This window comes from Comamonas faecalis (genome assembly GCF_039538025.1).
GTDB lineage: Bacteria > Pseudomonadota > Gammaproteobacteria > Burkholderiales > Burkholderiaceae_C > Comamonas_C > Comamonas_C faecalis.
In genome coordinates this window covers 39,220-65,189 of record NZ_BAABBP010000011.1, presented here as the reverse complement: position 1 = coordinate 65,189, position 25,970 = coordinate 39,220, and the positions used below count along the sequence as shown (strand labels likewise).

Here is a 25,970-nt window from a genome sequence, read left to right as displayed (position 1 = left end):
GAGCGCCAGCGCCCCGCGGGCGCGCGCTAGAATCGCCTGTTCTGCAAGCCGGCCAGCCCGCCTTGCACGACATCCGCGGAAGCTTGGCAGAGTGGTCGATTGCACCGGTCTTGAAAACCGGCAACCCGCAAGGGTTCCAGGGTTCGAATCCCTGAGCTTCCGCCAATAAAACAAATATTTGACGCAATTTCCAGCAGCACACCAGGTGCTTGCAAACCGGCAAAAATCTCGGCGACTCATGGAGCCGCACCGCCTGCACTTCAGCCGCGAATCCAGCCCGAGCCAGGCGCCCATCCCGTTGCCGACACGTCGCGCAGTGCGCTTCCTGACGCGCCCTGCGTCAGAGGTTGAGAATCAATTGGCAGTGCCCGAGAGGCGCGTCACAACGCACCCAATCGAGGCTGAGTGCTGCGGCTCCAGCAGTGCCTGCGCACTGCTGGACAGCACGAAGAAGGTCAGCCTCTGGCTGGCCTGCGCCCTGCAAGGGCAAAACGCAGTGCAGTAGCTCGGGCCATGGCGAGTATTTGCAACGATGAGCAGGGGGTGTCTTGGCGTGCAAAGCGGACATGGAGAATTTTTCTCAACCTCTCGGCCCGCTGGACAAGGCCGCCACCCACCCCCCAAGCACTACCGGCTCTTGCGGCCATGGCAATGCGTGGCGGCATCAGGCAGGCGATTGTTCGTCATGACTTAAGTCAAAGACAAAATGATCCGAAAATCACAGCAAGAGACATTTTTCTTCTGCCAAGCCTGAAGTTCTTTCCCATGGACACTTCACTGTGAATCCTTTCACCAGCCCCATCGCGCCAAGCCTCTGGGGCCGCCTGTCCAGCACGCTGGAGCGCGCCTACTGGAGGCTGCTGGTCGTCGCCCTGCCCTGCGCCGTACTCGGGTTGTCCGTGCTGGCGCTGCTGACCTGGGCGCCGAATTACGCCTTCGAAGAGCCCGTGCCCTTGCCTTTGCGCGTGCTGCAAGACAAGGGCGACACGCTGGATCCGGCCACGGCATGGGCGGCGCTGGCCCAGGAGCAGCCGGTGCTTCTGCGTGATACACGGCTTGCAGAGGCGCCGTTCTGGTTCGCGTTCGCGGTGCCGGCAGCCGAGTTGGATCCGTCGGCGGTGATCGAACTCCCGTCGCGCCACATGACGGATGTCACCTGCTGGGATGGCGCAGCCCTTGCGCCGCTCGGCAGCGCGGATCGCCTCCAGCAGCAGGGGCGGCTGTTTGCATCGCGCGCCGGCTTTGGTTTGCGGGTGCAGGGCCTGGCGGCCGGTACCACAGTGCTGTGCAAGGCCAGCTTCGTCGGCCCCGCGCGCCTGACGGCGCAGCGCTGGAGCGAGGATGCCCTGGCAATGGCCAGCCACTCGTTCGAGCGCAATGCAGGCCTGCTCGAAGGCGGCATTCTGATGCTGGCGCTGTTCGTCCTCATCACGGCGCTGATCAATCGCAACGCCACCTATGTGCTGTTCGCGGTGTGGCTGTTGATCAACCTGCGCATGGGGGCGCTGTCGGCCGGCTGGGATTGGCAATGGCTGGGGCACGGCGTGCCGCCAGCCTGGCTCACGCCCATGCGGGCGATCACGGTGGCTCTGCTGTATGGCGTGACCATCGTGCTGTTTTGCGCCCTGTTTCGCGAGGAACTGCCCCGCGTGGGCTTCAGGCGGCTGGTCACGCTGATGCAATGGAGCTGTGCGCCGGTGCTGCTTCTGTCCATCGTGCTGCCCTTTGCCCAGTTCCTGCCGGTGGTCTGGCTGTGTACCGCGCTGGGCAGCGCCGTGCTGGTGTTCTTGCTGGTGCGCATCGTCATCATCACGCGGTCGACGGTGGCAGCCTGGTATGGCGCATCGATTGGCGTGGCGCTGCTGTCGAGTGCCTATGAGGTCGTGGCGGCCGCTTTTGGCCTGCAGACCTGGATCGGCTCGGTCAACAGCGTCACCGCGGCGCTCGCGTCCAGCCTGCTGGCAACCATGGCCATTGCGGCCCAGATGCGCCAGGAGCATGAGCAGCGCGTGCAGGCACAGGCCAAGCTGGAGCACAGCTTCGAGGTCATGCCGCTGGGCCTTTTCACGCTCGACCTCCAGGGGCGCTTCGTCGCCGCCAATCCGGCACTGCGCGCGGCGCTGGGTATCAACGTGCTGGCGCATGGCGAGCACCGCTGGGGCCATTACTTCGCCGCCGTGGATTGGCAGCACATGCTCCAGTCTTTGCACGCCCAGCCCGCGGCCGAATTCGAACTCGTCGGCCCTCGCAGCCGGCACTTTCTGGTGCGAGCCTCTCTTGCCGGCGAACGCATCGAGGGGTCGCTGCAGGACGTGACCGAGCGCTCACTGGCAACCGAGCGCCTGCAGTACCTGGCCCATCACGATCCGCTGACCCGGGTGCTCAACCGCGAAGCCATCCGCGCCGAGCTCGACGGCGCATTGCACGGCGCCGGCGCCACCCACGCGCTGGCACTGGCCTTTCTCGACCTGGATCGCTTCAAGCTCATCAACGACCTGTTCGGCCACCATGCCGGCGACGAGGTGCTGCGCCAGGTCTGTGCGCGCACCCAGGCCCTGCTGCACAACGGCATGCACCTGGGGCGCATGGGGGGTGACGAGTTCCTTCTGCTGATGCCCGGCCGCAGCATGGCGCAGGCCAGCGCCCTCTGCCAGAGCATCGTGGACAGCATCAGCGGCCAGCCCTACCGCGTGGGCGGCAGCTCCTTTTACGCGCGCGGCTCCATAGGCCTGGTCGAGGTTGCCGCCGGCAGTTCAACCAAGGATGCCATCGCCGCCGCCGACCGCGCCTGCCGCGAGGCCAAGCAAAGCCGCGGCAGCCATCTCGTCGTGTTCGATCGCCATTCGCACGCACTGCAAGAGCATGAGGCCGAGATCCGCCTGGCAGGCCAGTTGTCGGCCTCCGACGACCTACCCGGGCTGTACCTGCTGATGCAGCCCATCATGTCGCTGCGCGAGCCCGATCAATCGCTGGACTTCGAGGTGCTGCTGCGCATGCGCGACGCCGACGGCGAGGAGGTGCCCACGGCGCGCCTGATCACGGCGGCCGAGAACAGCGGGCGCATGGGCGTGATCGACCGCTGGGTGCTGCGGCGCACGCTGGCCTGGGTGCGCGAGCACCAGGGCCGGCTGCCACGCACGCGCTTCATCTGCATGAACCTCAGCGGCGCGTCGCTCAACGACGAGTCCTTCGTCCGGGACGCCGTCGAACTGCTGCAGCGCTACGCCGACGTGGCCCGCTACCTGTGCCTTGAAATCACCGAGAGCGTGGCCCTGCACGACCTGGAGAACACCCGGCGCTTCATTGCCCAGGTGCACGACCTGGGCGCCAAGGTGGCGCTCGACGACTTCGGCGCGGGCTACACCTCGTTCTCCTACCTCAAGGGGCTGCGCGGGGATCTGCTCAAGATCGACGGCAGCTTCATCGTGAACATGAACCAGCACCCGGCCAACCTGGCCATCGTCGAGGCCATCGTCGGCCTGGCACGCAACCTCGGCATGCGGACGGTGGCCGAATGGGCCGAGGACGGCGCGACGGTGCAGGCCCTGGCCGAGATCGGCGTCGACTATGTGCAGGGTTTCGCGGTCGCACGGCCGCAAGCGCCGGAGCGCCTGCTGGACATGCGCTCGTCGGCCGACCTGATCGAGGACACCGGTCTGCTGCACTCCCTGCTGCTGCAGGCATGGCCCACGCCATCGTTGTTCGACGACTCAAGGCCGGGCAGCGGCCCCCATTGATTCCATTTCTATATCGATCGAGTACGCGAAGGTGAAGCGCAGACAATGCTGTAGCACGGCAAGCGAAGCCGACAAAGTAATCGGTTGATATAGAAATGGAATGACAGGACGGGCGGCAGATCAGGTCACGTGGACGGCGCCTGCTTCGGTGCGGCAAACATCTGCTGCACCCATGCCGGCACCACAGGCGCCGCGGACACCACGGGCGCCTGCGGCGCATCCAGCTGAATGTCGGGATGGCGCGTGCGGAAGATGAAATTGAAAAGAGGATGGCCTGCCTGCGCCCAGCGCGCCTGCGCCGTGCCGACTTCGAACTTCATCACGCGGTGCGGCAGATTGCTTGCATGGCGCAGCGGAACATAGCCCAGCTCGGGGTAGACGTCGTCAAACAGCAGCCGCATGTATTGGCGATCGACCGGAGCGCGCCCAGCAACCACCATCCACTCCACCCGGGTCGCCTGGCAATAGAGAAAAAAGGCCTTGAACAACACGGTCTTGACCAGGGTTCCCACCCGCCCTTCGGCAACGCCCAGGCGCGTCGCCTCGGCCAGCAGGCGGCCGCTCAGCAATGGCGGCAGGGTGAGCGACTGCTCCAGCGCCAGCGGCTCATAGCGGTTGGTCTGTATGCGCATGGTGCCCAGCGGCGCGCCATCGAGGTGCGACTCGGCAAGCAGCACCACGGCACCGTCTGCAAAGTCGGCCGCCTCGGGCTGCTGCAGGGTACGGGCAAGATCGGGGACATGGCGCGCATAGGCCGCATGGCGTATGAAGACGGCCTTCTCCAGGGCCTGCTCATCGCTGACCACGCGCACTGAAAACGGCAGCCGCTCTTCGGCCATGGTCGCCGAGCCGGCCTCCTCGCAGTGACTGACGCCACCGGCCTGGGGCGTCTTGTGCTGCATGCCGAGAGGGGCGGGCATGCCTGGTTCGGAGGGCATCATGGGGGGCGAAATCATGGTCGAGTCTCCCGGCCTGTCGGGACTGCAGGCCATGTGCTGCACTATCGTGGCACGCAAGACGGCGCCATCGCCGGATGAACCGCCAACATTGCCCTCTTTTCCAGCCACTGCGGCGGCTGCGGATGCGAAAAATGCCATCCAGCCCGGCACCGACACCGGGTGTCTGCCGCTTCTACTCTGCCACTTCGGCGACGCACTGCGCCTGTGCCGCCTGCACACCCGCATACGCCATGCACGCGCCGTCCACCGCGACATGGCCGTGGTCGCCCTGCACTGGCGCATGCAGCGAGGACATGCGCAGGCCCAGCCGCAGCCCTCCCACGCTCAAGCCCACCATGGTGTGGTCGCCGCGAAACGAGCGCTGCACGACGCGCGCGGCCACGCCCTGGCCGGCGGTGTTCCAGCGCAGCTGCTCGGGGCGCAGCATCACCGTGGCGCTGCCGTCGGGCACGACGGCAGCGTCGTGCAGCGGCAGGCGGCCCAGCGGGCAATCCACCGTCTGCGCATGGCACCGGCCCTGCACAAAAATGGCCGAGCCGGTCAAACGCGCAACGGCTGCGTCCGCCGGCTGCCAGTACACGGCCTCGGGCCGGGCGCACTGCATAATCTGCCCAGCCTGCATCACGGCCAGCTGGTCGGAGACCGCAAACGCCTCGCCCGGGTCGTGCGTCACCAGAATGGCCGTGGTGCCGGTGGCGCGCAGCACGCCGACCACCTCCTCGCAGATGCTGCGGCGCAGGTCCAGATCCAGCGCGTTGAAGGGCTCGTCCAGCAGCACCAGGGACGGCCCGGGCGCCAGCGCGCGCGCCAGCGCCACGCGCTGCTGCTGCCCGCCCGACAGCTCGTGCGGGTAGCGCGCGCCCAGGCCTTGCAGGCCGGTCAGGCTCAGCACCTCCTGCACCCGCTGGCGGTGGTCGCCGCGGCGCGGCAGGCCGTAGCGGATGTTGCCCTCCACGGTCAGGTGCGGAAACAACGTGCCCTCCTGAGGCACATAGCCGATGCTGCGCCGCTCGGGCGGGACGAACCGCGCCGCCGACGCGACCACTTGCTCGCCAAAGGCGATGCGCCCGCGCTCGACATGCTCGAAACCGGCGATCAGGCGCAGCAAGGTGGTCTTGCCGCAGCCCGACGGGCCCAGCAGCGCCAGCACCGACCCGGCCGCCACCTGCAGCTCGATGCCGCGCAGCACCTCGACCGAGGCATAGGATTTGTAGAGGTCGTGGACGGCAATCTGGCTCATCGGGCGTGGTGCAGCATGCGGCGGGTGAAGACCCAGACCGGCAATATGGAAAGAACTACCAGCATGGCGGCAAACGGGGCCGCCGCAGCGTATTCGCCGTCGTTGGTATAAGACCAGACCTCGGTGGCCAGCGTGATCGAGCCGGTGGGCGCCAGCATCAGCGTGGCGGTGAGCTCACGCACCATCTCCAGCGTCATCAGCGCCAGCGCCGCACCAATGCCCGGCGCGATGTTGGGCAGCACGACCGAGAAGAACACCTGGTGCGGGCGCCGTCCCAGGCTGCGGGCGATGTTCTCGATCTGCGGCGGCAGCAGCTCGATGGAGGCGCGCAGCGACGACTGCGCCAGCGGCAGATAGAGGATGGCGTAGGCCAGCAGCAGCACCAGCAGGCTCTGGTAGAGCGCGGGCACGATGCGCAGTGACAGGAACACCAGCGCCAGCGCCACCACCACGCCCGGCAGGCCGTGCACGACGTAGGGCAGGCGCTCGGCCAACTGCGCCAGCCGCCCACGCTGGCGCACCGCCAGCAGCACCAGCGGAATGGCCAGCACGCTGGTGAGCAACGCGCCCGAGCCGGCAAACGTAATCGAGCCGCGCACCGCGAGCCACAGCTCGGCAAAGCCGCCGCCGGCTGAGCTGCCCGTCAACAGCCAATAGCCCAGCATGCCCAGCGGCACGCCCAGCGACAGCAGGCCCAGCAGGAGGAACAGCGCCAGCACCAGCAGCAGGCGCGCACCGCGCAGCGCCACCAGGCGCGGGGTGCGCGCACTGCCCCGGCCCACGCGCGCCACGCGCCGGCCGGCGCGCAGGCGCATCTCCAGCCAGGCCGGCGGCACGCACAGCAGCATCAGCACGATGGACAGCGCCGCCGCGGCCGAGCTGTCGAAGTGCAGCTCATAGGACTCGAAGATCGCGGTGGTGAAGGTCTGCACGCGCAAGAACGCCAGCGCGCCGAATTCGGCCAGCATGTGCGTGAGCACCAGCAGCGCGCCGCCGCCCAGCGCCGGCATCAGCTGCGGCAGCAGAGCGCGGCTAAAGGTGCGCCATGGCCCCACGCCCAGCGAGCGCGAGACGTCCTCGAATGCCGGGTCGGTGCCGCGCAGCGCCGCCGCCACCGGCAGGTAAACCAGTGGGTAGCTGGCCAGCGCCAGCACCAGAATGGCGCCCGCCAGGTTCTGGAAGGTCGCGCCGATCGACGCCCAGGCATAGCTGGAGACGAAAGCCGGCAGCACCAGCGGCAGGCTGGCGGCCACGCGCCAGAAGCGGCGCAGCGGCAGATCGGTGCGCTCCACGCACCAAGCCACGCCCAGGCCGATGCCGATCGACAGCAGCGTGACGCCGGTGGCCAGCGCCAGGGTGTTGAGCAGAAGATCCAGCGTGCGCGGGCGCAGCAGTTCGGCGCCCACCTCGGCCAGGCCGGCCTGAGCCGTGCGAATGGCGATATAGACCAGCGGAAGCGCCACCACGCCAATCGACAGCAGCGCCGCCAGCATCAGCCAGGGATGCTGCCAGCGCCTGCGCATGCGCTCCAGACGTCCCGCGCGCTGCGGCAGGCCCGTACGTGCGGCCAGAAGTTGCTCCACCGGGAAACCCCTGTTCACAAAAGCATTTGGCGCCGGGGAGGTTGCCCGCCCGGCGCCAAGCGCGGCTTCACATCAGGCCAGGCCCGCCTCGCGGCGCAGCGCCAGCGCCTCCTCGGCCCCGCCCAGGTTGGCCGGGCTGACCTTGGGCGGGTGCAGTTCGTCGAAGGGCTTGAGGTCGAAGCTCGATTCGACCTTCGGGTTCATCGGCCACTCGGCAACCACCCCGGCCAGCACCTTCTGGCCAGCCACGCTGGTCATGAACTCGACCAGCTTCTGCGCCGCAGCGGCATTCTTCGCGGTCTTGAGCACGCCGACGGCCGATACCGTGATCAGCGCGCCCGGATCGCCGTCGCCCGAGAAATGCAGCGCCGACTGCATGTTGGCCATGCCTTTTTCCTTGGCCACGTTGTACCAGTAGTAGTTGTTGATCAGCGCGGTGGCAATCTCGCCGCGCTCCACGGCCGTCATCGCCGCATTGTTGCTGCCGTAGATCTCGCCATAGCGCTTCAGGCCCTTGAGCCAGTCGAGCGCCACATCGCGCCCCTTGAGCGTACTGATCGCGACGATCTGCTGCTGAAAGGCGCCACTGGTCGGCACGAACGCCACGCGTCCCTTCCACGCCTCGGTCGCCATGTCCAGCACCGAGCTGGGCAGCGCGTCCTCGGACACCATGGACTTGTTATAGACCGTGACGCGGCTGCGCGCGGTCACGCCCACCCACGTGCCGTTCGGATCGCGATAGTCGGCTCGCACCTGATCCAGCGTCTTTTGCGGCAGTGGTGCCAGCAGTCCACGCTCGGCCAGCGCAGCCACCGGTGGGCTTTCCTCGGAGAAGAACAGGTCGGCCGGCGAGCGCTCGCCCTCTTCGATGATCTGGTTGGCCAGTTGGATACTGCTGCCCTTGCGGCTCTCCACGCCAATGCCCGTGGCCGCCGCAAACGCCTCCAGCAGCTTGAACGTGGTCGCCTTGTGCTGGCCGTTGTACAACACGAGCGTGGGCTTGCTCGCCGCCTGCACCTGTCCCATCAGGGCCGGCCCTGCGGCCGCCGCCGCGCCCAAGGCCAAGCCACGTCGTACGAAAGAACGGCGCCCAAAGTCGTGCATAAAAGCTCCAGAGTGTTGTCAATTGACTGGGGCGGAGTATAAACGCTAGCAATTCTCATTAAGGATGTCCTGCATAACCCTCGCGAGTCGGTGGTAGTGCAGATCGGGATGGGGCGCGCAAAGGGCGACAGCACCGCCAAACCGGCATACAGTCGCGCCATGACGATACCGAGCCCCCTGCCCTCCCCCGATCCCGACCCCCAGGAGAGCGCCGAATGGCGCGAAGCCTTCACCGCGCTCGTTGCCACGCAAGGGCCCGAGCGAGCGCGCTTCATCCTGAATGAGCTCGCGCGCCTGGCGCGCAATGGCCAGCTGGGCTGGCAGCCCGACCTGAACACCCCGGCCATCAACACCGTCAGCGCCCAGGCCCAGCCCGCGTTCGGCGGCGACCTGGCCATCGAGGAGCGCCTGGCGTCCTTGATGCGCTGGAACGCCCTGGCCATGGTGGTGCGCGCCAACAAGGCCTACGGCGAGCTGGGCGGGCATATCGCCAGCTACGCCAGCGCGGCCGACCTGTTCGAGGTCGGCTTCAACCATTTCTTCCACGCCCGCGAAGGGCTGGCGCCGGGCCAGCACCGCGGCGACCTGGTGTTCTTCCAGCCCCACAGCGCGCCGGGCGTGTATGCGCGCGCGTTTCTCGAAGGCTTTCTGACCGAGTCCGACCTGCTGCATTTCCGCCAGGAGATCACCGCCCCGGCCGAGGGCGCGCGCGGCCTGTGCAGCTACCCCCACCCCTGGTCGATGCCCGACTTCTGGCAGTTCCCCACCGGTTCGATGGGCATAGGCCCGATCAGCAGCATCTACCACGCGCGCTTCATGCACTTTCTGACCGACCGCGGCCTGCTCGACTGCGACGGGCGCAAAGGCACAGAAGGACACACCGCGATGCGGCGCGTGTGGGGCGTGTTCGGCGACGGCGAGATGGACGAGCCCGAGAGCACCAGCGCGCTGACGCTGGCCGCGCGCGAGGGCCTGGACAACCTGGTCTGGGTGGTCAACTGCAACCTGCAGCGGCTCGACGGCCCGGTGCGCGGCAACGGGCGCATCGTCGACGAGCTCGAGCGCCTGTTCACCGGCAGCGGCTGGAACGTGATCAAGCTGCTGTGGGGCAGCGACTGGGACGGGCTGTTCGCGCGCGACCTCACGGGCGCGCTGGTGCGCACGCTGGGCGAGACGGTGGACGGCCAGATGCAGACCTTTGCCGCCAAGGACGGGCGCTACAACCGCGACCACTTCTTCAACCAGAGCCCCGAGCTGGCGGCGCTGGCCCAGGGCATGACGGACGAGCAGATCGACCGCTTGAAGCGCGGCGGCCACGACCTGGTCAAGATCCATGCCGCCTACGCGCAGGCGGCCGCGCACCGGGGCCAGCCCACGGTCATCCTGGCGCACACCAAGAAGGGCTACGGCATGGGAGCGGCCGGCGAGGGCAGGATGACCACGCACAGCCAGAAGAAGCTCGACGACAACGCGCTGATCGAGTTTCGCAACCGTTTCAACCTGCCGCTCACCGACGCACAGGCGACGGGGCTGGAATTCCTCAAGCCCGCACCCGACAGCGCCGAGATGCAGTACCTGCAGGCGCGCCGCCAGGCGCTGGGCGGCTACCTGCCGCGCCGCGAATCCGCCTGCGAGCCGCTGCCCGTTCCGCCGCTGGCCAGCTACGCGCAGTTCGCGCTTGCAGCAGGGGGCAAGGAGATGAGCACCACCATGGCCTTTGTGCGCATGCTGGGCAATCTGCTCAAGGATGCGCAGCTGGGCCCGCGGGTCGTGCCCATCGTCGCCGACGAGGCGCGCACCTTCGGCATGGCCAACCTGTTCAAGCAGGTCGGCATCTACAGCAGCGTAGGCCAGCGCTACGCGCCCGAGGACATCGGCTCCATCCTCTCGTACCGCGAGGCGCGCGACGGCCAGATCCTGGAGGAAGGCATCAGCGAGGCCGGCGCACTGGCCAGCTGGACGGCGGCCGCGACCAGCTACAGCGTGCACGGCCTGGCCATGCTGCCGTTCTACATTTACTACTCGATGTTCGGTTTTCAGCGCGTGGGCGACGCCATCTGGGCCGCGGCCGACCAGCGCGCCCGCGGCTTTCTGCTGGGCGCCACGTCGGGCCGCACCACACTGGGCGGCGAGGGCCTGCAGCACCAGGACGGCACCAGCCACCTGGTGGCGTCCACCATCCCCAACTGCAAGGCCTGGGATCCGGCCTTTGCCGGCGAGATGGCGGTGATCATCGACGCCGGCATGCGCGAGATGCTCGTCGAGCAAAAAGACGTCTTCTACTACATCACGCTGATGAACGAGAACTATGCCCAGCCCGACCTGCCCGAAGAGGCCCACGCGGGCGTGCTGCGCGGCGCCTATGTGCATGCGCCGGCCGCCGGCGGCGCAGTCGGCGCGCCGGCAGTCACGCTGCTGGGCTCGGGCGCCATCCTCACCGAGGTGCTCAAGGCCGCCGAGCAGCTGGCCGCCCGGGGCATTGCCGCGTCGGTGGTGAGCGTGACCAGCTGGAGCGAGCTGGCGCGCGACGGCCAGGCCTGCGAGGCCAGCGGCGCCACGCCCTGGCTGGCCCAGGTGCTGGCTGCCACGCAAGGGCCGGTCATTGCCGCGACCGACTATGTGCGCACCGTGCCCGAGAGCGTGCGCGCCTATGTGCCCGCCGGGCGCAGCTACCGCACGCTGGGCACCGACGGGTTTGGGCGCAGCGATACGCGCGCCGCGCTGCGCAGCTTCTTCCAGGTCGACGCCGAGCACATCGCCCAGACCGCGCGCGCCGCGCTGGACCGCTGAACCGCATGGCTCTTGCCACGGTTTTCTTCTGCCTGGTGATGGCCGTGGGCGACGGCGACAGCCTGTCGCTGCGCTGCCCCGGCGAGCCGCCGGTGCGCGTGCGCCTGGCCACCATCGACGCGCCCGAGCTGCGCCAGGCCCACGGGCGCGAAGCGCGCGAGCACCTGCGCCGCCTGTGCCTGCGCCAGCAGGCGCGGGTGCACCAGCTGGGCCGCGACAAATACGGCCGCCTGCTTGCCAACGTGCGCTGCCGCGGCGAGGACGCAGCCAGCGCCCAGCTGCGCGCAGGCCTGGCCTGGGTGTGGCCGCCGCTGGCGCAGCAATACCCGCAGCTCAAGGCGCTGGAGCAGCAGGCGCGCACCGAGCGCACCGGGCTGTGGGCGCAAAAGCGGCCGCTGGCGCCCTGGAGCTACCGCAAGCGCCACGGCGGGCGGCAGTAGGCCGGCTTGGCCACCGGGAGCGCCGGCGTCTCGCCGGCACTCCATCGCGGCGAGGGCGCCGCTCCCACAAAAACAAAGGCCAGGGATGCTGCCATCCCTGGCCTTTGTTCCAATCAATGCCCTTTTACAGCAGCTCGGCGCGCAGCTGCTCGGCGCTCTTGGGCGACAGCAGGCCCGGCGCCACGTCGAACACCGTCTTGCATCCCATCTGGCCCGCCTGGTGCAGGCGGTGCACCGCGCGTGCGTAGGCCACCAGCACGCTGGAGGTGAACTCCGGGTTGCTGTCCAGCTGCAGGCGGTACTCGACGACGTGCTTGTTCGCCGCGCTGCTGTTGCCGCTGCGGATCACGAAGCCGCCGTGCGGCATGGCCGCGTGGTCGCGCGCCAGCTCGTCGGCACTGATGAAGTGCACCGTGGTGTCGTACTCGTCGAAGTAGTGCGGCATGGTCACGATGGCGCGGCGCACGCCTTCTGCGTCGGCGCCGTCCTTGAGCACCACATAGCACTCGCGGCGGTGCTTCTGCCGCGTGGAAAGCTGCGGGCGCGTGCCCGAGCGCACCTGCTCTACGGCCTCGTCCACCGGAATCGTGTACTGCACGCCGCCGGCCACGCCCGCCACGTGGCGGATCGCGTCGGAGTGGCCCTGGCTCAGCCCCTTGCCCCAGAAGGTGTAGGTCGCGCCGTCGGGCAGCAGCGCCTCGCCCATCACGCGGTTGATCGAGAACATGCCCGGATCCCAGCCGGCCGAGATCAGCGCCGTCGTCTTCCCCGCCTGCGCCGCGGCGTCGACGGCGGCGAAATGCTCGGGAATGCGCGCGTGCGTGTCGAAGCTGTCGACCAGGCAGAAATCACGCGCCAGCTGCGGGCTTTGCACCGGCAGGTCGTCCTTGGAGCCGCCGCACAGCACCAGCACGTCGATCCGATCCTTGTGCCCGGCCAGGTCCTGCAGGCGGTACACCGGCGCGCCGGCGGTCAGCGGCTTGAGCTGCGCCGGGTCGCGGCGCGTGTAGATGCCGGCCAGCACCATGTCAGGATTCTTGGCGATGGCCGCCTCGACGCCGCGGCCCAGGTTGCCGTGGCCGACGATGCCGATGCGAATGGTCGTCGCTTGCGTTTGCATGTATCTCTTCCTTTCTTGCAGATGAATTCTTCAGGGCGTGTTTGCGATCTCAGTGCCCGGGCGCCTGCAGCACCCCGCCCAGCAGCTGCGCCAGCAGCGGCTGCGGCAGGCGAAAGCCGCAGGCCTGGGCATGGCCGCCGCCGCCCATGCTGACGGCCAGCGGCGAGCAGTCGTAGCCGCGCTGCGAGCGCAGGCCCACCTTGACCACACCGCCTTCGCTGACGGCCCACATCAGCGCATAGGTGCCGCTGCGCGCCGACAGCATCTCGCCCACCAGGCTATGGAAGGCGCCGGGTGCGTTGACCATCAGCCCTTGTTCGCCATTGAATACCAGCGGCATTGCGCCGCGGGCAATGTCGGCCGCCAAATGGCGGAACTGGTCGTCCATGGCCTGGCCACGGGCGATGAAGGCCTGCGTCTGCGCCGGCGTGAACGCGGCAATCTGCTGCCAACGCTCGAAGTCCTTGGGCTCCAGATCCAGCGCCGCGGTAAAGGCAGCCGTGCCGTCTTCGCGCCAGGTCCACAGGTCGCGATCCTCGACGAAGCGCACCAGGTCGGGCAGCGGCTGGCCGGGCTGGAACCAGTCCCACGCCAGGCGCGCGCCGCTCTTGGCCATGTCGAAGTGCACCACGCCGTTCTCGCAGACAAAGCCCGCCAGCTGCTCGGCCGCGCTCTTGTGGTGGTCCAGCAGCACCAGGCGCTGCGCCTGCGCGTCGATCTGCGCCAGCAGCTCGGGGCCGAAGGCAAAGTCCAGCACGTAGACGCAGCGGCCCGCCAGCGGCGGCAGGTCGCCCAGCGTGCGCACCTGGCCGTGCGACAGGCCGACGCACTGCACCTGGCCGCCATAGAACAGCCAGCCGGCCAGCGCCGCGGCAAAACCGTCGGCGCAGCGGTCGTGGTAGAGGATCAGGGGGTTGGCGTCATCGCGCCGGGGCGCGGCCCACGCGGGCGGGGGCGGGAAAGTGGTCAGCTCAGTCATGGTGATCGGCGTGCATTGTGCCGGCAGCGCAATACCCTTGAGCGATATTTTTTTATGATCGGCGGCGATGCACGCCAGCCCCTCGCCCTCCACCTCCACCATTCCTGTCCACGCACCGCTGCGCCTGCTGTGGCGAGACGAACACCTGGTGGCGCTGTACAAACCCGCCGGCTGGCTGGTGCACCGCACCGGGCTGGACGCGGGCGAGACGCGCATCGTGCTGCAGCGGCTGCGCGACCAGCTGGGCCGCCACGTCTACCCGGTGCACCGCCTGGACAAGGGCACTTGCGGCGTGCTGCTGATGGCGCTCAGCCCCGCCTGCGCACGGGCACTGGCCGACGCCTTTGCCGCCCAGCAGGTGCGCAAGCATTACCTGGCGCTGGTGCGCGGCTGGGCGCCGGCGCAGGCGCTGGTCGACCACCCGCTGCGCCCCGACGATGCGCCGCCGGATGCTCCGGAGCAAAGTGCGATCACACGGCTGAATTGCCTGGCGCAGCTGGAGCTGCCGGTCGCCTGCGACCCGCGCTTTGCCACCACGCGCGCCAGCCTGGTGCTGGCCCAGCCGCTGACCGGGCGGCGCCACCAGATCCGCCGCCACCTCAAGCACATTGCCCACCCCATCCTTGGCGACGCGACGCACGGCAAGGGGCCGCTGAACCGCTGGTGGGCGCAGCAGCTGGGCCTGCACCGCCTGTGGCTGCACGCCTGGCGCGTGCAGCTGGCGCACCCGGTGACGGGCGAGACGCTGGACATCGGCAGCGGGCTGAATCTGGCGCCCAAGCCCGCTCGCCCTGACGGCGACGACGCCGATCTGCAGGCCTGGCGCCATCTGCTGGCCCACCCGCGCTGGCAGGGACTGCCCAGCCACCTATAACTTCAGCCGCGCAAACACCCAGCGACGCGCCGCGTCCAGCACCAGCGCCAGCGCCACCGATGCGCCCAGCAGCGCGAGCAGCACCTGCCACGACAGCGGCGCCGCAATCCAGCCGGTCATCGCAACCATGGTGGCAATCACCAGGTCGACCAGCGTGGCCGCGAGCATCGCCACGCTGGGCGCACTGTCCCACAGGTGGTGGCGCGTGCGGATCACGTACATCGTCGCCTGCCCGGCAAACACCAGCGTGGCGAACGACAGCGTCACCAGCGCATCGGGCGCCAGGTGCAGCACGCGCTGGCCGACCAGCAGCACGCCCAGCGCAAACGCCAGCTGCACCAGGCCCAGGATCACCGCCGCCCAGGTCAGCGCACCAATGCGCCAGACGTTGGGCCGGGGCGAGGCGCGCACTCGGTCGGTGGTGATGGCCATCGACAGAAAGTCGCCCGCCACCAGCAGCACGATCATCAGCAGCGGCGTGAGCACCGCGTGGCCCGTCAACACAAAGCCGGCGGCAATGAACAGCACCGTCGCCACCTTCTTGATGATGGAGTTGAGCGTGTAGGTCTGCACCCGCTGGAAGGTCTCGCGCCCCTCGCCGATCGCATCCAGAATGCCGCCCAGCCCCGGCTGCGTCAGCACCAGGCCGGCGGCGGCGCGCGCCACGTCGGTGGCCTGCGCCACGGCGATGCCCATGTGCGCCTGGCGCAGCGCTGGCGCGTCGTTGGTGCCGTCGCCGCACATGCCGACGGTGTGGCCGGCGCGCTGCAGCTGCTGCACCAGGTGGAACTTGTCCTGCGGCAGCACGCCGGCCAGCACGGCGCAGCCGTCGTCCATGCGCCAGCGCGCGCCGTCCGAGCCACCTGTGCCATCTGGCACGCGCTCGCACATGCCGCCGCGAATGCCGACGGCGCGCGCCACGACGGCGGCCGTCGTCGGTGCGTCGCCGGTCACCATCATCACGCGCACGCCCTGCGCATGCAGCCGGTCGATCAGCGCGCCCGCGTCGTCCCGCGGCGGATCGCTCAGCGCAATCAGTCCGATCAGCCGCGCGCCGCCCTCTTCCTGCACGCCCACGCCCAGCACACGGCTGCCCTGGCGCTGCAGCTGTTCGGCCGCAGCGTGCTGCGCGGCGCTGGCGCCCACGGCGTCCGCGATCACCTCGAACGCGCCCTTGACCACGGTGAACGCGCGACCCTGGCCGTCTTCCATGCGCGCCTGCGCGCGCTTGGCCGCCGGGTCGAACGGCTCGAACGCCAGGCGGCGCAGCGCCGGCGCGCCGCTGCCCCGCCCCGCCTGGGCCTTCTGCGCCGCCTGGGCGGACGCGCTGCGCACCGCCGCGTCCACCGGGTCGGCGCCCGCCTCGGAGCTGGCCTGCGCGGCCAGCGCCAGCACCTGCGCTTCGTCACTGCCGCCAAACGCCAGCACCTGCTGCACCTGCAGCGTGTTGCGCGTGAGCGTGCCGGTCTTGTCCGAGCACAGCACGTCGATGCTGCCCGCCTCGTCCAGCGCAGACAGCCGCGTGGCCAGCACGCCGCGGCGCGCCAGCGCGTGCGCGGCAATGGCCGCAGCCATCGTGAAGGTGGCCGGCAGCGAGATCGGGATCGACGCCAGCAGCGCGGTAAGCACCACCGGCTCGACCAGCGCCAGCTGCATGCCCTGCCACCAGGCATGCGCGATGACGGCGGCTATCACCAGCCCGTTGAACAGCGCCAGGTTGCGCACCACGCGCAGCACCGCCACCTGCTGCGTGCCCACCACATGGGCGGTGCGCACCAGCTCGGCCGTGCGGGCAAACCTGGTGCGCGCGCCGGTGGCCACGACGCGCGCCTGCGCCTGGCCGCGCTGCACCAGCGTGCCGGCCCAGGCGCTGTCGCCGGCCTGCACCGCGGCGGGCGCCGACTCGCCGGTCAGCGTCGACAGATCCAGCAGCGCGCTGCCCGACACCAGCTGCACGTCGGCCGGCACCACGCCGCCCATGCCCAGCGCGACCAGGTCGCCCGGCACCAGCTCGCGCGCCGGCAGCCGGCGCCATGCGCCGTCGCGCAGCACCTGCACCTTGAGCTGCAAATGCGTCTGCAGAGCGCCCAGCGCCGCCTGCGCGCGGCCCTCCTGGATCAGCGCAATGACCACGTTGAAGACGATGAGCGCGGCAATCAGCGCCGCCTCCAGCGGCTTGCCCAGCCACAGCTGCAGCAGCGCCGCGGCTTCGAGCATCCACGGAATCGGCGCCCACAGCTTGGAGAGCGCGCGCCGCGCCAGGCTCTCGCGCACCACCTCGACCGCGTTGGCCCCCCACTGCTGCAGCGCGGCGGCGGCCTGCGCGCTGCTCAGCCCCTCGCCGGGCTGCGGCGCCTGGGGCGTGGTTTGTTGTTCGTTGCTGCCCATGGCGCCAGCATACGGCGATTGCACCGGCGCGTGCTGGTGGCGTACCGCCCGGATCAGCGGCCGCGCCCGCCCCTTCCTGGCCGGGCGCGCTCCCGCTCCTGGCGACGCGCGCGGCGCTCGGCCTCCTGTGCCTGGCCGGCAGCCAGCCAGACGGCAAACTCCTCGGGCGTCTCCAGCGTGATGCGGCCGATGGCGCCGCCGCGAAAGTCGGTCAGCACCAGCTCCGAGGCCTTTTGCAGGTTCAGCCGTCCGCCGCTCATCACCGCGCCGCGCTTGCGGGCAATGTGCTCAAGCAGCTCGTCGTCGGGCAGCGCCTGCAGCGCTTCAAGAGACAGGTCGAGCTTGTAGCGCTCCAGCAGCTGCGCGCCGTAGTGCTGCTGCAGATAGGCCAGCAGCTGCAGCGCCACCAGCTCCTCGTCATAGGCATTGCGCCCCACGGCGCCGCTGGCGGCCAGGCGCTCGCCGCTCTCGGGCACGATGATCTTGGGCCACAGCATGCCGGGCGTGTCCCACAGGTAGAAGTCGTCGGCCAGCACGATGCGCTGCTCCTGCTTGGTCACGCCTGCCTCGTCGCCGGTCTTGGCCTGGCTCTTGCGGCTCAGGGTGTTGATCAGCGTGGACTTGCCGACGTTGGGAATGCCGCAGATCAGCACGCGCATCGGCCGCGACAGCCCCTTGCGCAGCGGCGCCAGCTGGCGGCAGCCCTCGATCAGCCGCCGCGCGGGCGCGCCGTCGCTGGCGTCCAGCGCAATCGCGCCGGTGTCGGCCTGCGCGGCATACCAGGCCAGCCAGGCCGGCGTGCGCGCCGGGTCGGCCAGATCCTGCTTGTTGAGCACCTTGAGCGTGGGCTTGTGCCCCGTGAGCCCGGCCAGCAGCGGATTGCTGCTGGAGCCCGGCAGGCGCGCGTCGAGCAACTCGATGACGACGTCGATGTCCTTGATGCGCTCGGCAATCGCCTTGCGCGTCAGGTGCATGTGACCGGGGAACCACTGGATGGACATGGGAGGCTTCTTTCTTCACGCGGCGTTGCGGCGCTGGCGCACCGCGCCCGCAACGGGGCCGGCAAGCATAATGCCTGAACACTCAAAATTCACCGTCCAGACCCCGGCGCCCGGCGCATTGCGCGCGCCCATCCACAAGGAGACAAGCCACCATGAACACCCCATCGAGCACCGCCGCGCCGCGCACCGGTGGCCGCATCCTGGTCGACCAGCTGCTGGCGCACGGCGTGCAGCAGCTGTTTTGCGTTCCAGGCGAGAGCTATCTGGCGGTGCTCGACGCACTGCACGACGCCAACATTGCGGTGACCGTGTGCCGCCAGGAGGGCGGCGCGGCCATGATGGCCGAGGCGCAGGGCAAGCTGACGGGCCGCCCCGGCATCTGCTTCGTCACGCGCGGGCCGGGCGTGACCAACGCGTCGGCCGGCATCCACATCGCGCACCAGGACTCGACGCCGCTGATCGTCTTCGTCGGCCAGGTGGCGCGCGAGGCGCTCGCGCGCGAGGCCTTCCAGGAGATCGACTACGGCGCCGTCTTCGGCACGATGGCCAAGTGGGTGGTGCAGATCGACGACGCAGCGCGCATTCCGGAGCTGGTCTCGCGCGCCTTTCAGGTCGCCTGCTCGGGCCGCCCCGGCCCGGTCGTCGTCGCGCTGCCCGAGGACATGCTGACCGACCTGGCGCAGGTGGGCGACGCTCTGCCCTGCCATACGCCCGAGACCCACCCCGGCGCCGCCGACCTGGCACAGCTGCGCCAGCGGCTGCAGGCCGCGCAGCGCCCGCTGGTCATCCTGGGCGGCAGCCGCTGGTCGCAGCAGGCGGTGGACGATATAGAGCACTTTGCCGGCGCCTGGCAGCTTCCGGTGGCGTGCTCGTTTCGCCGTCAGATGCTGTTCGACCACGAACACGCCAGCTACTGCGGCGACCTGGGCCTGGGCGTGAATCCCAAGCTGCTGGCGCGCATTCGCGCAAGCGACCTGCTGCTGGTGGTGGGCGGGCGGCTGTCGGAGGTGCCCTCGCAAAGCTACACGCTGCTGGGCATCCCCAACCCGGGACGGCCGCTGGTGCACGTGCTTGCCGACGCCGACGAGCTTGGCCGCCTGTACCACCCGGCGCAGGCCATCCACGCCACGCCGCAGGCCATGGCCGCGGCGCTGGCCGCGCTGGCGCCAGCCACCGCCCTGCCCTGGGCCGGCGAGACCGCCGCTGCCCACGCCGACTACCTGGCCTGGAGCGACCCGGCGCCGGTGCGCATTCCCGGCGCGCTGCAGATGGGCGCCGTGATGCAGCAGCTGCGCGCTACGCTGGCGCCGGACGCCATCCTGTGCAACGGCGCGGGCAATTTCGCCACCTGGGTGCACCGCTTCTGGCACTTTCGCCAGTACGGCACGCAGCTGGCGCCCACCAGCGGCTCGATGGGCTACGGCCTGCCGGCGGGCGTGGGCGCCAAGCGGCTGTGGCCCGAGCGCGAGGTGGTGGTGTTCGCCGGCGACGGCGACTTTCTGATGCACGGCCAGGAATTCGCCACCGCCGTGCAGTACGGCCTGCCCATCATCGTCGTGCTGCTGGACAACGGCATGTACGGCACGATCCGCATGCACCAGGAGCGCGACTACCCGGGCCGCGTCAGCGCGACGCAGCTGAAGAACCCCGACTTCAAGGCCTATGCCCAGGCCTTTGGCGGCCACGGCGAGCGCGTGGAGCGCACCGAGGAATTCGTCCCCGCGCTGGCCCGCGCGCGCGCCAGCGGCCTGCCGGCCATCGTTCACTGCCTGATCGACCCGCAGGCCATCACGCCCACCGGGACGATCGACGGCATCCGCAACGCGGCATTGGCGGTCAAATAAAAGCGTGTTGACGACCTCGCGCGATTTCAGGGGTGGAGCGCCTGCAGCCTGCGCAGCAGTGCCAGCGCCTGGCCGTCATCCACCGCCGGCAGCACAGCGCCGTCCTGCAGCCCGCGCAGCAGGCGGTCGAGCTGGGCCGGCTGTGGCTGCATCGGGCTGAAAAAGCGCAGCCCGCCTGCGTCTCCGACGAGCAGCGTGGGAAAGGTCTCGACGTCCAGGTCGCCCACCAGTTCCTCCTCGTCCTCCACGTCGACCCAGACGAAGCGCGCCTGCGGCCACTGCCGGGCAAGCGCGTAGAAGCCCGGGCGGTATTCCCGGCAGGTGTTGCACCACTGCGCGCACAGGCAGGCCACCCACCACCGGGCGGGTGCGGGCACACCCGGCGCGCCTTCCTGCACATTGCCACTCCTATCGGTCATCGTCTCTTGCATTGCATCAGCGCCGCTCGCGGGCGCGGTGGATATCCATGGCGTTCACGGCGGACGCCTGGTTGCCCCAGGCGCTGCGAATATAGGACAGGACGGCCGCCATGTCCGCGTCCGACAGCTGCTGCGCGAACGGCGGCATGCCATGGGGGCGGGGATTGCCGCGGGTGGCGGGCGAATAGCCTCCATGCACCAGCATCTGCACCAGGTTGTCGGCGTGCTCCAGCGTGACCGCGCGCCTGCCCGCCAGTGCGACGAAGCCGCCGCGCCCCTCTCCCTGGCGGCCATGGCACTGGGCGCAGTGCTGCGCGTAGACCTCGCGCCCGCGCTCCAGCACGGCCGGCGGCGCGGCATGCACGGGGGCTTTCCTGGCCGGGCGCTGTTCGAGCGCGCGCAGATAACCGACCATGGCGTCCAGGTCGCCCGCATCCAGGTACTGCAGCCCGGTGAAGACCACCTCGGCCATCGGGCCCGAGACGCTGCCATGGCGCGATACGCCGCTGGCGAGCAGCGCCGCAGCCTCCTCGGGCGGCCAGGCGGCGAGCGACGCCTCGGCCGGATCGACCAGCGACGGCGCGTACCAGCGCCCGCCCGGCAGCCAGGCGCCGGTCAGGTCGGCGCTGCCGCGCAGCCCGCCCAGCGCGTTGCGCGGCGTGTGGCAGGCCGCGCAATGCGCCACGGCGCGCACCAGGTAGGCGCCGCGGTTCCACTGCGGCGGCTGCGCCTCGTCGTGCGGCGGGCTGCCGGGGCGAAAGTACAGCGCACGCCACAGCGCCAGCGCGCCCTGGCTGTTGGCCGGAAAGGCCAACTCATGCGCGGGCGGCGCCTGGCGCACCGCCGGCACACTGCGCAAAAAAGCGAACAGCGCGTCCGAGTCCTCGCGCGTGAGCTGGGTGAAGCTGGTGTACGGAAACGCCGGATACAACAGCCGGCCGTCGCGCGAACGGCCGTTGTGCAGCGCGCGCCAGAACTCCTCGGCCGTCCACAGGCCCAGCCCGGTGTCGGCGTCCGGTGTCAGGTTGCTGCTGTAGATGGCGCCAAACGGGGTCTGCACCGCCAGAGCGCCGGCCAGCGGCGCGCCGCCGGGCGCACTGTGGCAGGCAATGCAATTGCCCACGCGCGCCAGATAGGCGCCGCGCTCGACCACCGCCGGATCGGTCGACGGCGCCGTGCCCTGCGCGGGCAGCGGCGCCTCGTCCAGGTGGTTGAGCCAGCGCACGGCCGCCGCGCCAGCCACCAGCACGGCCAGCGCGGCGCAGGCCAGCATCCACAGCAGGCGCCGGCGCGCCGTCATGGCTGCCCTCCAGCGAGTGCCTCTGGCACCGCGCCGCAGCGCAGCGGCATGGGTGCGGCCAGCCGCGCGGCCGGCCGGCCGTGGTCAGGCACGGGCTGGGCGGTCAGCCACGCGGTGATCGCGGCGACGTCAGCACCGCTCAGCCGCTGCGCGATGCGCTCCATGCAGTCGGGCGCCAGCGCCTGGCGTTGGCCGGTCTGCCAGGCGCCCAGTTGGGCGTTGAGGTAGTCGCGCGACAGGCCCAGCAGGCCGGGGATGAAGGGCTGCACGCCGGTGAGCTGATCGCCATGGCACTGCACGCAGGCGGGAATATCGCGCGCCGCGTCGCCCTGCTGCACCAGCAGCTGGCCGCGTGCGCGCTGCGCGGCGCTGGCGGGCGCGGGAGCAGGCGGCGCGTGCGGCAGGTCGAGCGCCGCGAAGTACTGCGCGATCTCGTGCAGATAGTCGTCGCTCATGAACTGCAGCAAATGAGTCATTTGCGGGTAGCTGCGCCGCCCTTCGCGGAAGTTGCGCAGCTGGTGGTAGAGATAGCCGTCCGGCTTGCCGGCGATGCGCGGGTAATAGCCCTGGGGCGTCGCCCGGCCCTCGCGGCCATGGCAGGCGGTGCAGGCCAGCGTGCGCGCAGCCATCGAGTCGGGGTCTATCTCCTGCCGTGCCTGCGCTGCGGGCAAAGATTCAGGTTCATGCGCTGCCGTCTGCGCAAACGCAGGCAGCGCCAGCGCCAAGGCGGCCAGCAGCGCCGAGGCGCGCCAGCGTTGCCAAAGCAAGGCACGCCCCGGCATCGGTCAGCCGCGCCCGACGAAAGGCATCTTGGTCGCCATCACGGTGTGGAACAGCACATTGGCCTCAAGCGGCAAGTTGGCCATGGCCAGCACCGACTGGCCGACGATGTCCACGTCCATCAGAGGCTCGGGTGCAACCACGCCATGCGCCTGCATCACGCCCTGGGTCAGCCGGTGGCCCAGCTCGGTGTCGGCATTGCCCACGTCGATCTGGCCGACCGCGATGTCGTACTTGCGCCCGTCGAGCGCGGCGGTCTTGGTCATGCCCGTCACCGCATGCTTGGTAGCCGTGTAGGCGATCGAGTTGGGGCGCGGCGCATGTGCCGAGATCGAGCCGTTGTTGATGATGCGCCCGCCACGCGGGCTTTGCGCCTTCATCACGCGAAACGCGTTCTGGATGCCGTAGAACATGCCGCTCAGGTTGACGTCGACCACGTTCTGCCAGTCCTCGATGTACAAGTCCTCCAGCGGGACTGCCGGCGCGCCGGTGCCGGCGTTGTTGAACACCAGGTCGACGCGGCCAAAGCGCGCCACCGTCCTGTCGAACAGCACACGCACGGCCTGCGGGTCGGCCACGTCGGTGGCCACGCACAGCGTGCGATCGATCGCGCCGCTTTGCTGCGCCACGTCTTCGAGCAGCGCCAGCCTGCGCCCGGCCAGGGCGACGCTCCAGCCGTCGGCCAGCAGCGCCAGTGCCGCGGCCTTGCCGATGCCGCTGCCGGCGCCGGTGATGATCGCAATCCTGCTCATGCCCTGCCCTTTCGATGGTGGTCGCCGCGGTGCTTGCCGCCATTGGCCTTGGCCTGGCCATCCCCGTTTGCGCGGGCCTGTCCTTTGGGGGAGCCCGCCTTCTTCGCCTGGCCGCGCTCGCCCCCCGCCGTGGACTTGGGCGGCGCATCGTGCCCGCCGCGGCCGGGAGCCACGGCCATGTCGTCGCGCACCAGGCGAAAGTCGATCTTGCGCGCGTCCAGGTCGACGCGGCTGACCTGCACGCGCAGCCGCGTGCCAACGGCATAGCGGATGCCGGTGCGCTCGCCGCGCAACTCCTGGCGTGTCTCGTCGAAGCGGAAGTACTCGCCCCCCAGCTCGGTGATGTGCACCAGGCCCTCGACGTACAGCGCGTCCAGCGTGACGAAGATGCCGAAGCTGGTCGCCGCGGTGACCACGCCGTCGTACTCCTCGCCCAGGTGCTCGCGCATGTACTGGCACTTGAGCCAGGCCTCGACGTCGCGGCTGGCCTCGTCGGCGCGGCGCTCGTTGGCGCTGCAGTGCAGCCCGCTGGCCTCCCAGGCCTGCTGCTCGCGCGCGCTGCCGCAAGCGCGCCCTCCCTCCTGCGGCACCTGGCGCGAGGCCATGCGCTTGGCCATGCGCTCGTGCGCCTCGCCCGGCGTCGGCAGGGTGGGCAGGCTGTATTTCTTGCCGTCCAGAATCGACTTGATCACCCGGTGCACCAGCAGGTCGGGGTAGCGCCGAATCGGGCTGGTGAAGTGTGCATACGCGGCGTAGGCCAGGCCGAAGTGGCCGGTGTTGACCGGCGTGTAGATCGCCTGCTGCATCGAACGCAGCAGCATGGAGTGGATCTGCGGCGCATCGGGCCGCTCCTGGGTCGCCTCGGCAATCGCCTGGAACTCCTCGGTGGTCGGCATGTCGCTGAGCGGTGCGTTCACCCCCATGGCCTTGAGGTAGCCGCGCAACAGCTCGACCTTCTCCACCGTCGGCCGGTCGTGCACGCGGTACAGGCCGCAGCGGTGCGCCTGCGCGATGAAGTTGGCGCTGCAGACGTTGGCCGCCAGCATGGCCTCCTCGATCAGGCGGTGTGCCTGGGTGCGCTCGCGCGGCAGGATTTTCTCGATGCGACCGTTGTCGTCGCAGACGATCTGGGTCTCGGTGGTCTCGAAATCGACCGCACCGCGCACATGGCGCGCCGCCAGCAGCGCACGGTATACGCCGTGCAGGTTCAGCAGGTCATCGACGCGCTCGCGGTATTTGTTCGCCTCGGGCCCGCGCGTGTTGCTCAATATGGCACTGACCTCGGTATAGGTCAGGCGCGCATGGCTGACGATGGTGGCGGGGTAGAACTGGTAGGCCTGCACCTGGCCCTGTGCGTCGACCACCATGTCGCAGACCATGCTCAGACGCTCGACGTGGGGGTTGAGCGAGCACAGGCCGTTGGAGAGCTTCTCGGGCAGCATCGGAATGACGCGGCGCGGAAAATACACGCTGGTCGCGCGGTCGTAGGCATCAACGTCGATGGCGCTGCCCGTGGTCACGTAGTGGCTCACGTCGGCGATCGCCACCAGCAGGCGCCAGCCTGCACTCTTGCCCCGGCCCATCGGCTCGCAGTACACGGCGTCGTCGAAGTCGCGCGCGTCCTCACCGTCGATCGTCACGAACGCGATGTCGCTCAGGTCGACGCGGCGGCGCTTGTCGGCGGCGCGCACCTTCTCGGGCAGCGCACGCGCCTGCGCCAGGCATTCGTCGCTGAACACATGCGGCACGCCGTATTTGCGCACCGCGATCTCGATCTCCATACCCGGATCGTCCACGTCGCCGAGCACCTCGGTGACGCGCCCCACCGGCTGGCCGAACAGCGCCGGCGGCTCGGTCAGCTGCACGACGACGACCTGGCCCTGCGCCGCATCCAGCGTCGCGCCGGGTGCGATGAGCACGTCCTGCCCATAGCGCCGGTCTTCGGGCGCCACCAGCCAGACGCCGCCTTCCTGCAGCAGCCGCCCGATGATGGGCTGCGGCGGGCGCTCGACGATCTCCAGCACCCGCCCTTCGGGGCGCCCACGCCGGTCATGGCGCACGATGCGCACGCGCACCCTGTCCTTGTGCAGGACGGCGCGCATTTCGTTGGGTGCCAGGTAGATGTCGGGGCCGGCGTCGTCGCGGATCACGAAGCCATGGCCGTCGCGGTGTCCCTGGACACTGCCCTCGATCTCCTCATTGGAAATTTGCGCGGCAGTGGCCTGAACGTATTTTTTTTTGCTATACAATCTGATTCTTTCCTGAAATGCCCAGGTGGCGGAATTGGTAGACGCACTAGTTTCAGGTACTAGCGGGTAACTCCGTGGAGGTTCGAGTCCTCTCCTGGGCACCAAGTTTAACGAGAACCCACAAGGGTTTTGAACAAAAGGCCGCTGAAATGCCAGCGGCCTTTTCGATGAAGGAACGCACGGCAGCGACGAAAGAAAAAACATCGATCTTTCCGAAGCAGCCTAAAAGTCCACATATAATTTGAAAATTCCTGAAATGCCCAGGTGGCGGAATTGGTAGACGCACTAGTTTCAGGTACTAGCGGGTAACTCCGTGGAGGTTCGAGTCCTCTCCTGGGCACCAAAATGATCAAGCCGCTGTGCAGTGCACAGCGGCTTTTTTATTGGCATGAAACCCGTGCCACAGGTCGC

Annotated in this window: 18 protein-coding genes and 3 tRNA genes; 8 read left to right on the top strand and 13 right to left on the bottom strand. The window is 69.4% G+C overall.

Going from position 1 to position 25,970, the window contains the following annotated elements:
- The first annotated feature begins 77 nt into the window (after window positions 1–77).
- Window positions 78–165 (top strand) — tRNA-Ser (locus ABD767_RS08070).
- A 614-nt stretch (window positions 166–779) separates the two neighbouring features.
- Window positions 780–3,737 carry an EAL domain-containing protein gene (locus tag ABD767_RS08065; protein WP_344869152.1) on the top strand — a complete coding sequence of 986 codons (2,958 nt, stop codon included), beginning with the start codon at window positions 780–782 and terminating at the stop codon, window positions 3,735–3,737.
- Between the two features lie 125 nt (window positions 3,738–3,862).
- On the opposite strand, the gene ABD767_RS08060 is transcribed toward ABD767_RS08065, so the two are convergent.
- The 4 genes from ABD767_RS08060 to ABD767_RS08045 form a co-directional block, all read right to left on the bottom strand.
- Window positions 3,863–4,693, bottom strand: a complete 831-nt coding sequence (locus ABD767_RS08060) for a hypothetical protein (protein WP_344869150.1) — start codon at window positions 4,691–4,693, stop codon at window positions 3,863–3,865.
- 175 nt (window positions 4,694–4,868) lie between these two features.
- The gene (locus tag ABD767_RS08055) at window positions 4,869–5,936 is read right to left on the bottom strand and encodes an ATP-binding cassette domain-containing protein (protein WP_103046606.1); all 1,068 of its coding nucleotides are present in this window, start codon (window positions 5,934–5,936) and stop codon (window positions 4,869–4,871) included.
- Window positions 5,933–7,519, bottom strand: coding sequence for an ABC transporter permease (locus ABD767_RS08050; protein WP_344869148.1), 1,587 nt, complete (start codon window positions 7,517–7,519; stop codon window positions 5,933–5,935). Before ABD767_RS08050 ends, ABD767_RS08055 begins: the two co-directional genes overlap by 4 nt.
- A 72-nt stretch (window positions 7,520–7,591) precedes the next feature.
- Window positions 7,592–8,545, bottom strand: coding sequence for an extracellular solute-binding protein (locus tag ABD767_RS08045; RefSeq protein WP_344869146.1), 954 nt, complete (start codon window positions 8,543–8,545; stop codon window positions 7,592–7,594).
- 237 nt (window positions 8,546–8,782) lie between these two features.
- Between ABD767_RS08045 and mdeB the strand changes: the two genes are divergently transcribed.
- On the top strand, window positions 8,783–11,413 hold the full coding sequence (gene mdeB, locus ABD767_RS08040; protein ID WP_103046317.1) for an alpha-ketoglutarate dehydrogenase: 2,631 nt from the start codon (window positions 8,783–8,785) through the stop codon (window positions 11,411–11,413).
- A gap of 5 nt (window positions 11,414–11,418) precedes the next feature.
- The gene (locus tag ABD767_RS08035; protein WP_103046316.1) at window positions 11,419–11,853 is read left to right on the top strand and encodes a thermonuclease family protein; all 435 of its coding nucleotides are present in this window, start codon (window positions 11,419–11,421) and stop codon (window positions 11,851–11,853) included.
- 124 nt (window positions 11,854–11,977) lie between these two features.
- Here the strand turns inward: ABD767_RS08035 and ABD767_RS08030 are convergent, their stop codons facing one another.
- Both ABD767_RS08030 and ABD767_RS08025 read right to left on the bottom strand, forming a co-directional pair.
- Window positions 11,978–12,973 carry a diaminopimelate dehydrogenase gene (locus tag ABD767_RS08030; RefSeq protein ID WP_103046315.1) on the bottom strand — a complete coding sequence of 332 codons (996 nt, stop codon included), beginning with the start codon at window positions 12,971–12,973 and terminating at the stop codon, window positions 11,978–11,980.
- Window positions 12,974–13,022: 49 nt separating this feature from the next.
- Entirely contained in the window at window positions 13,023–13,952 is a 930-nt protein-coding gene (locus ABD767_RS08025; protein ID WP_103046314.1) for a DHHA1 domain-containing protein, read from the bottom strand.
- Between the two features lie 67 nt (window positions 13,953–14,019).
- On the opposite strand from ABD767_RS08025, the gene ABD767_RS08020 reads away from it, so the two are divergent.
- Window positions 14,020–14,826 (top strand): pseudouridine synthase, encoded by an 807-nt coding sequence (locus ABD767_RS08020; protein WP_103046313.1) that lies wholly within the window; start codon window positions 14,020–14,022, stop codon window positions 14,824–14,826.
- Here ABD767_RS08020 and ABD767_RS08015 read toward each other — a convergent pair.
- Complete coding sequence (locus ABD767_RS08015) at window positions 14,821–17,214, bottom strand: HAD-IC family P-type ATPase (protein WP_103046312.1); 2,394 nt, start codon at window positions 17,212–17,214, stop codon at window positions 14,821–14,823. The two genes, ABD767_RS08020 and ABD767_RS08015, sit on opposite strands and share 6 nt — an antisense overlap.
- 53 nt (window positions 17,215–17,267) lie before the next feature.
- Window positions 17,268–18,215: a ribosome biogenesis GTPase YlqF gene (gene ylqF / locus ABD767_RS08010; RefSeq protein WP_344869139.1), complete on the bottom strand. Its 948-nt coding sequence runs from the start codon at window positions 18,213–18,215 to the stop codon at window positions 17,268–17,270.
- Window positions 18,216–18,367: 152 nt separating this feature from the next.
- Here ylqF and ABD767_RS08005 point away from each other — a divergent pair, with 152 nt between their 5' ends.
- Window positions 18,368–20,059 carry a thiamine pyrophosphate-dependent enzyme gene (locus ABD767_RS08005; protein WP_103045251.1) on the top strand — a complete coding sequence of 564 codons (1,692 nt, stop codon included), beginning with the start codon at window positions 18,368–18,370 and terminating at the stop codon, window positions 20,057–20,059.
- 26 nt (window positions 20,060–20,085) lie between these two features.
- Here the strand turns inward: ABD767_RS08005 and ABD767_RS08000 are convergent, their stop codons facing one another.
- From ABD767_RS08000 to rnr, 5 genes are read right to left on the bottom strand one after another with little or no spacing between them, the layout of a single operon-like run.
- Window positions 20,086–20,478, bottom strand: a complete 393-nt coding sequence (locus ABD767_RS08000) for a thioredoxin domain-containing protein (RefSeq protein WP_103045254.1) — start codon at window positions 20,476–20,478, stop codon at window positions 20,086–20,088.
- Window positions 20,479–20,494: 16 nt separating this feature from the next.
- The gene (locus tag ABD767_RS07995; protein ID WP_103045250.1) at window positions 20,495–21,778 is read right to left on the bottom strand and encodes a c-type cytochrome; all 1,284 of its coding nucleotides are present in this window, start codon (window positions 21,776–21,778) and stop codon (window positions 20,495–20,497) included.
- Complete coding sequence (locus ABD767_RS07990; RefSeq protein ID WP_425549906.1) at window positions 21,775–22,560, bottom strand: c-type cytochrome; 786 nt, start codon at window positions 22,558–22,560, stop codon at window positions 21,775–21,777. The genes ABD767_RS07995 and ABD767_RS07990 overlap by 4 nt, the downstream gene beginning before the upstream one ends.
- Before the next feature lie 3 nt (window positions 22,561–22,563).
- Window positions 22,564–23,310: an SDR family NAD(P)-dependent oxidoreductase gene (locus ABD767_RS07985; RefSeq protein WP_103045249.1), complete on the bottom strand. Its 747-nt coding sequence runs from the start codon at window positions 23,308–23,310 to the stop codon at window positions 22,564–22,566.
- A complete protein-coding gene (gene rnr, locus ABD767_RS07980) occupies window positions 23,307–25,559 on the bottom strand; it encodes a ribonuclease R (protein WP_103045248.1) in 2,253 nt (750 codons plus the stop codon). Before rnr ends, ABD767_RS07985 begins: the two co-directional genes overlap by 4 nt.
- A gap of 19 nt (window positions 25,560–25,578) precedes the next feature.
- Here rnr and ABD767_RS07975 point away from each other — a divergent pair.
- Both ABD767_RS07975 and ABD767_RS07970 read left to right on the top strand, forming a co-directional pair.
- Window positions 25,579–25,663: transfer RNA gene (locus tag ABD767_RS07975), tRNA-Leu, on the top strand.
- A gap of 154 nt (window positions 25,664–25,817) precedes the next feature.
- Window positions 25,818–25,902: transfer RNA gene (locus ABD767_RS07970), tRNA-Leu, on the top strand.
- Window positions 25,903–25,970: the final 68 nt, after the last annotated feature.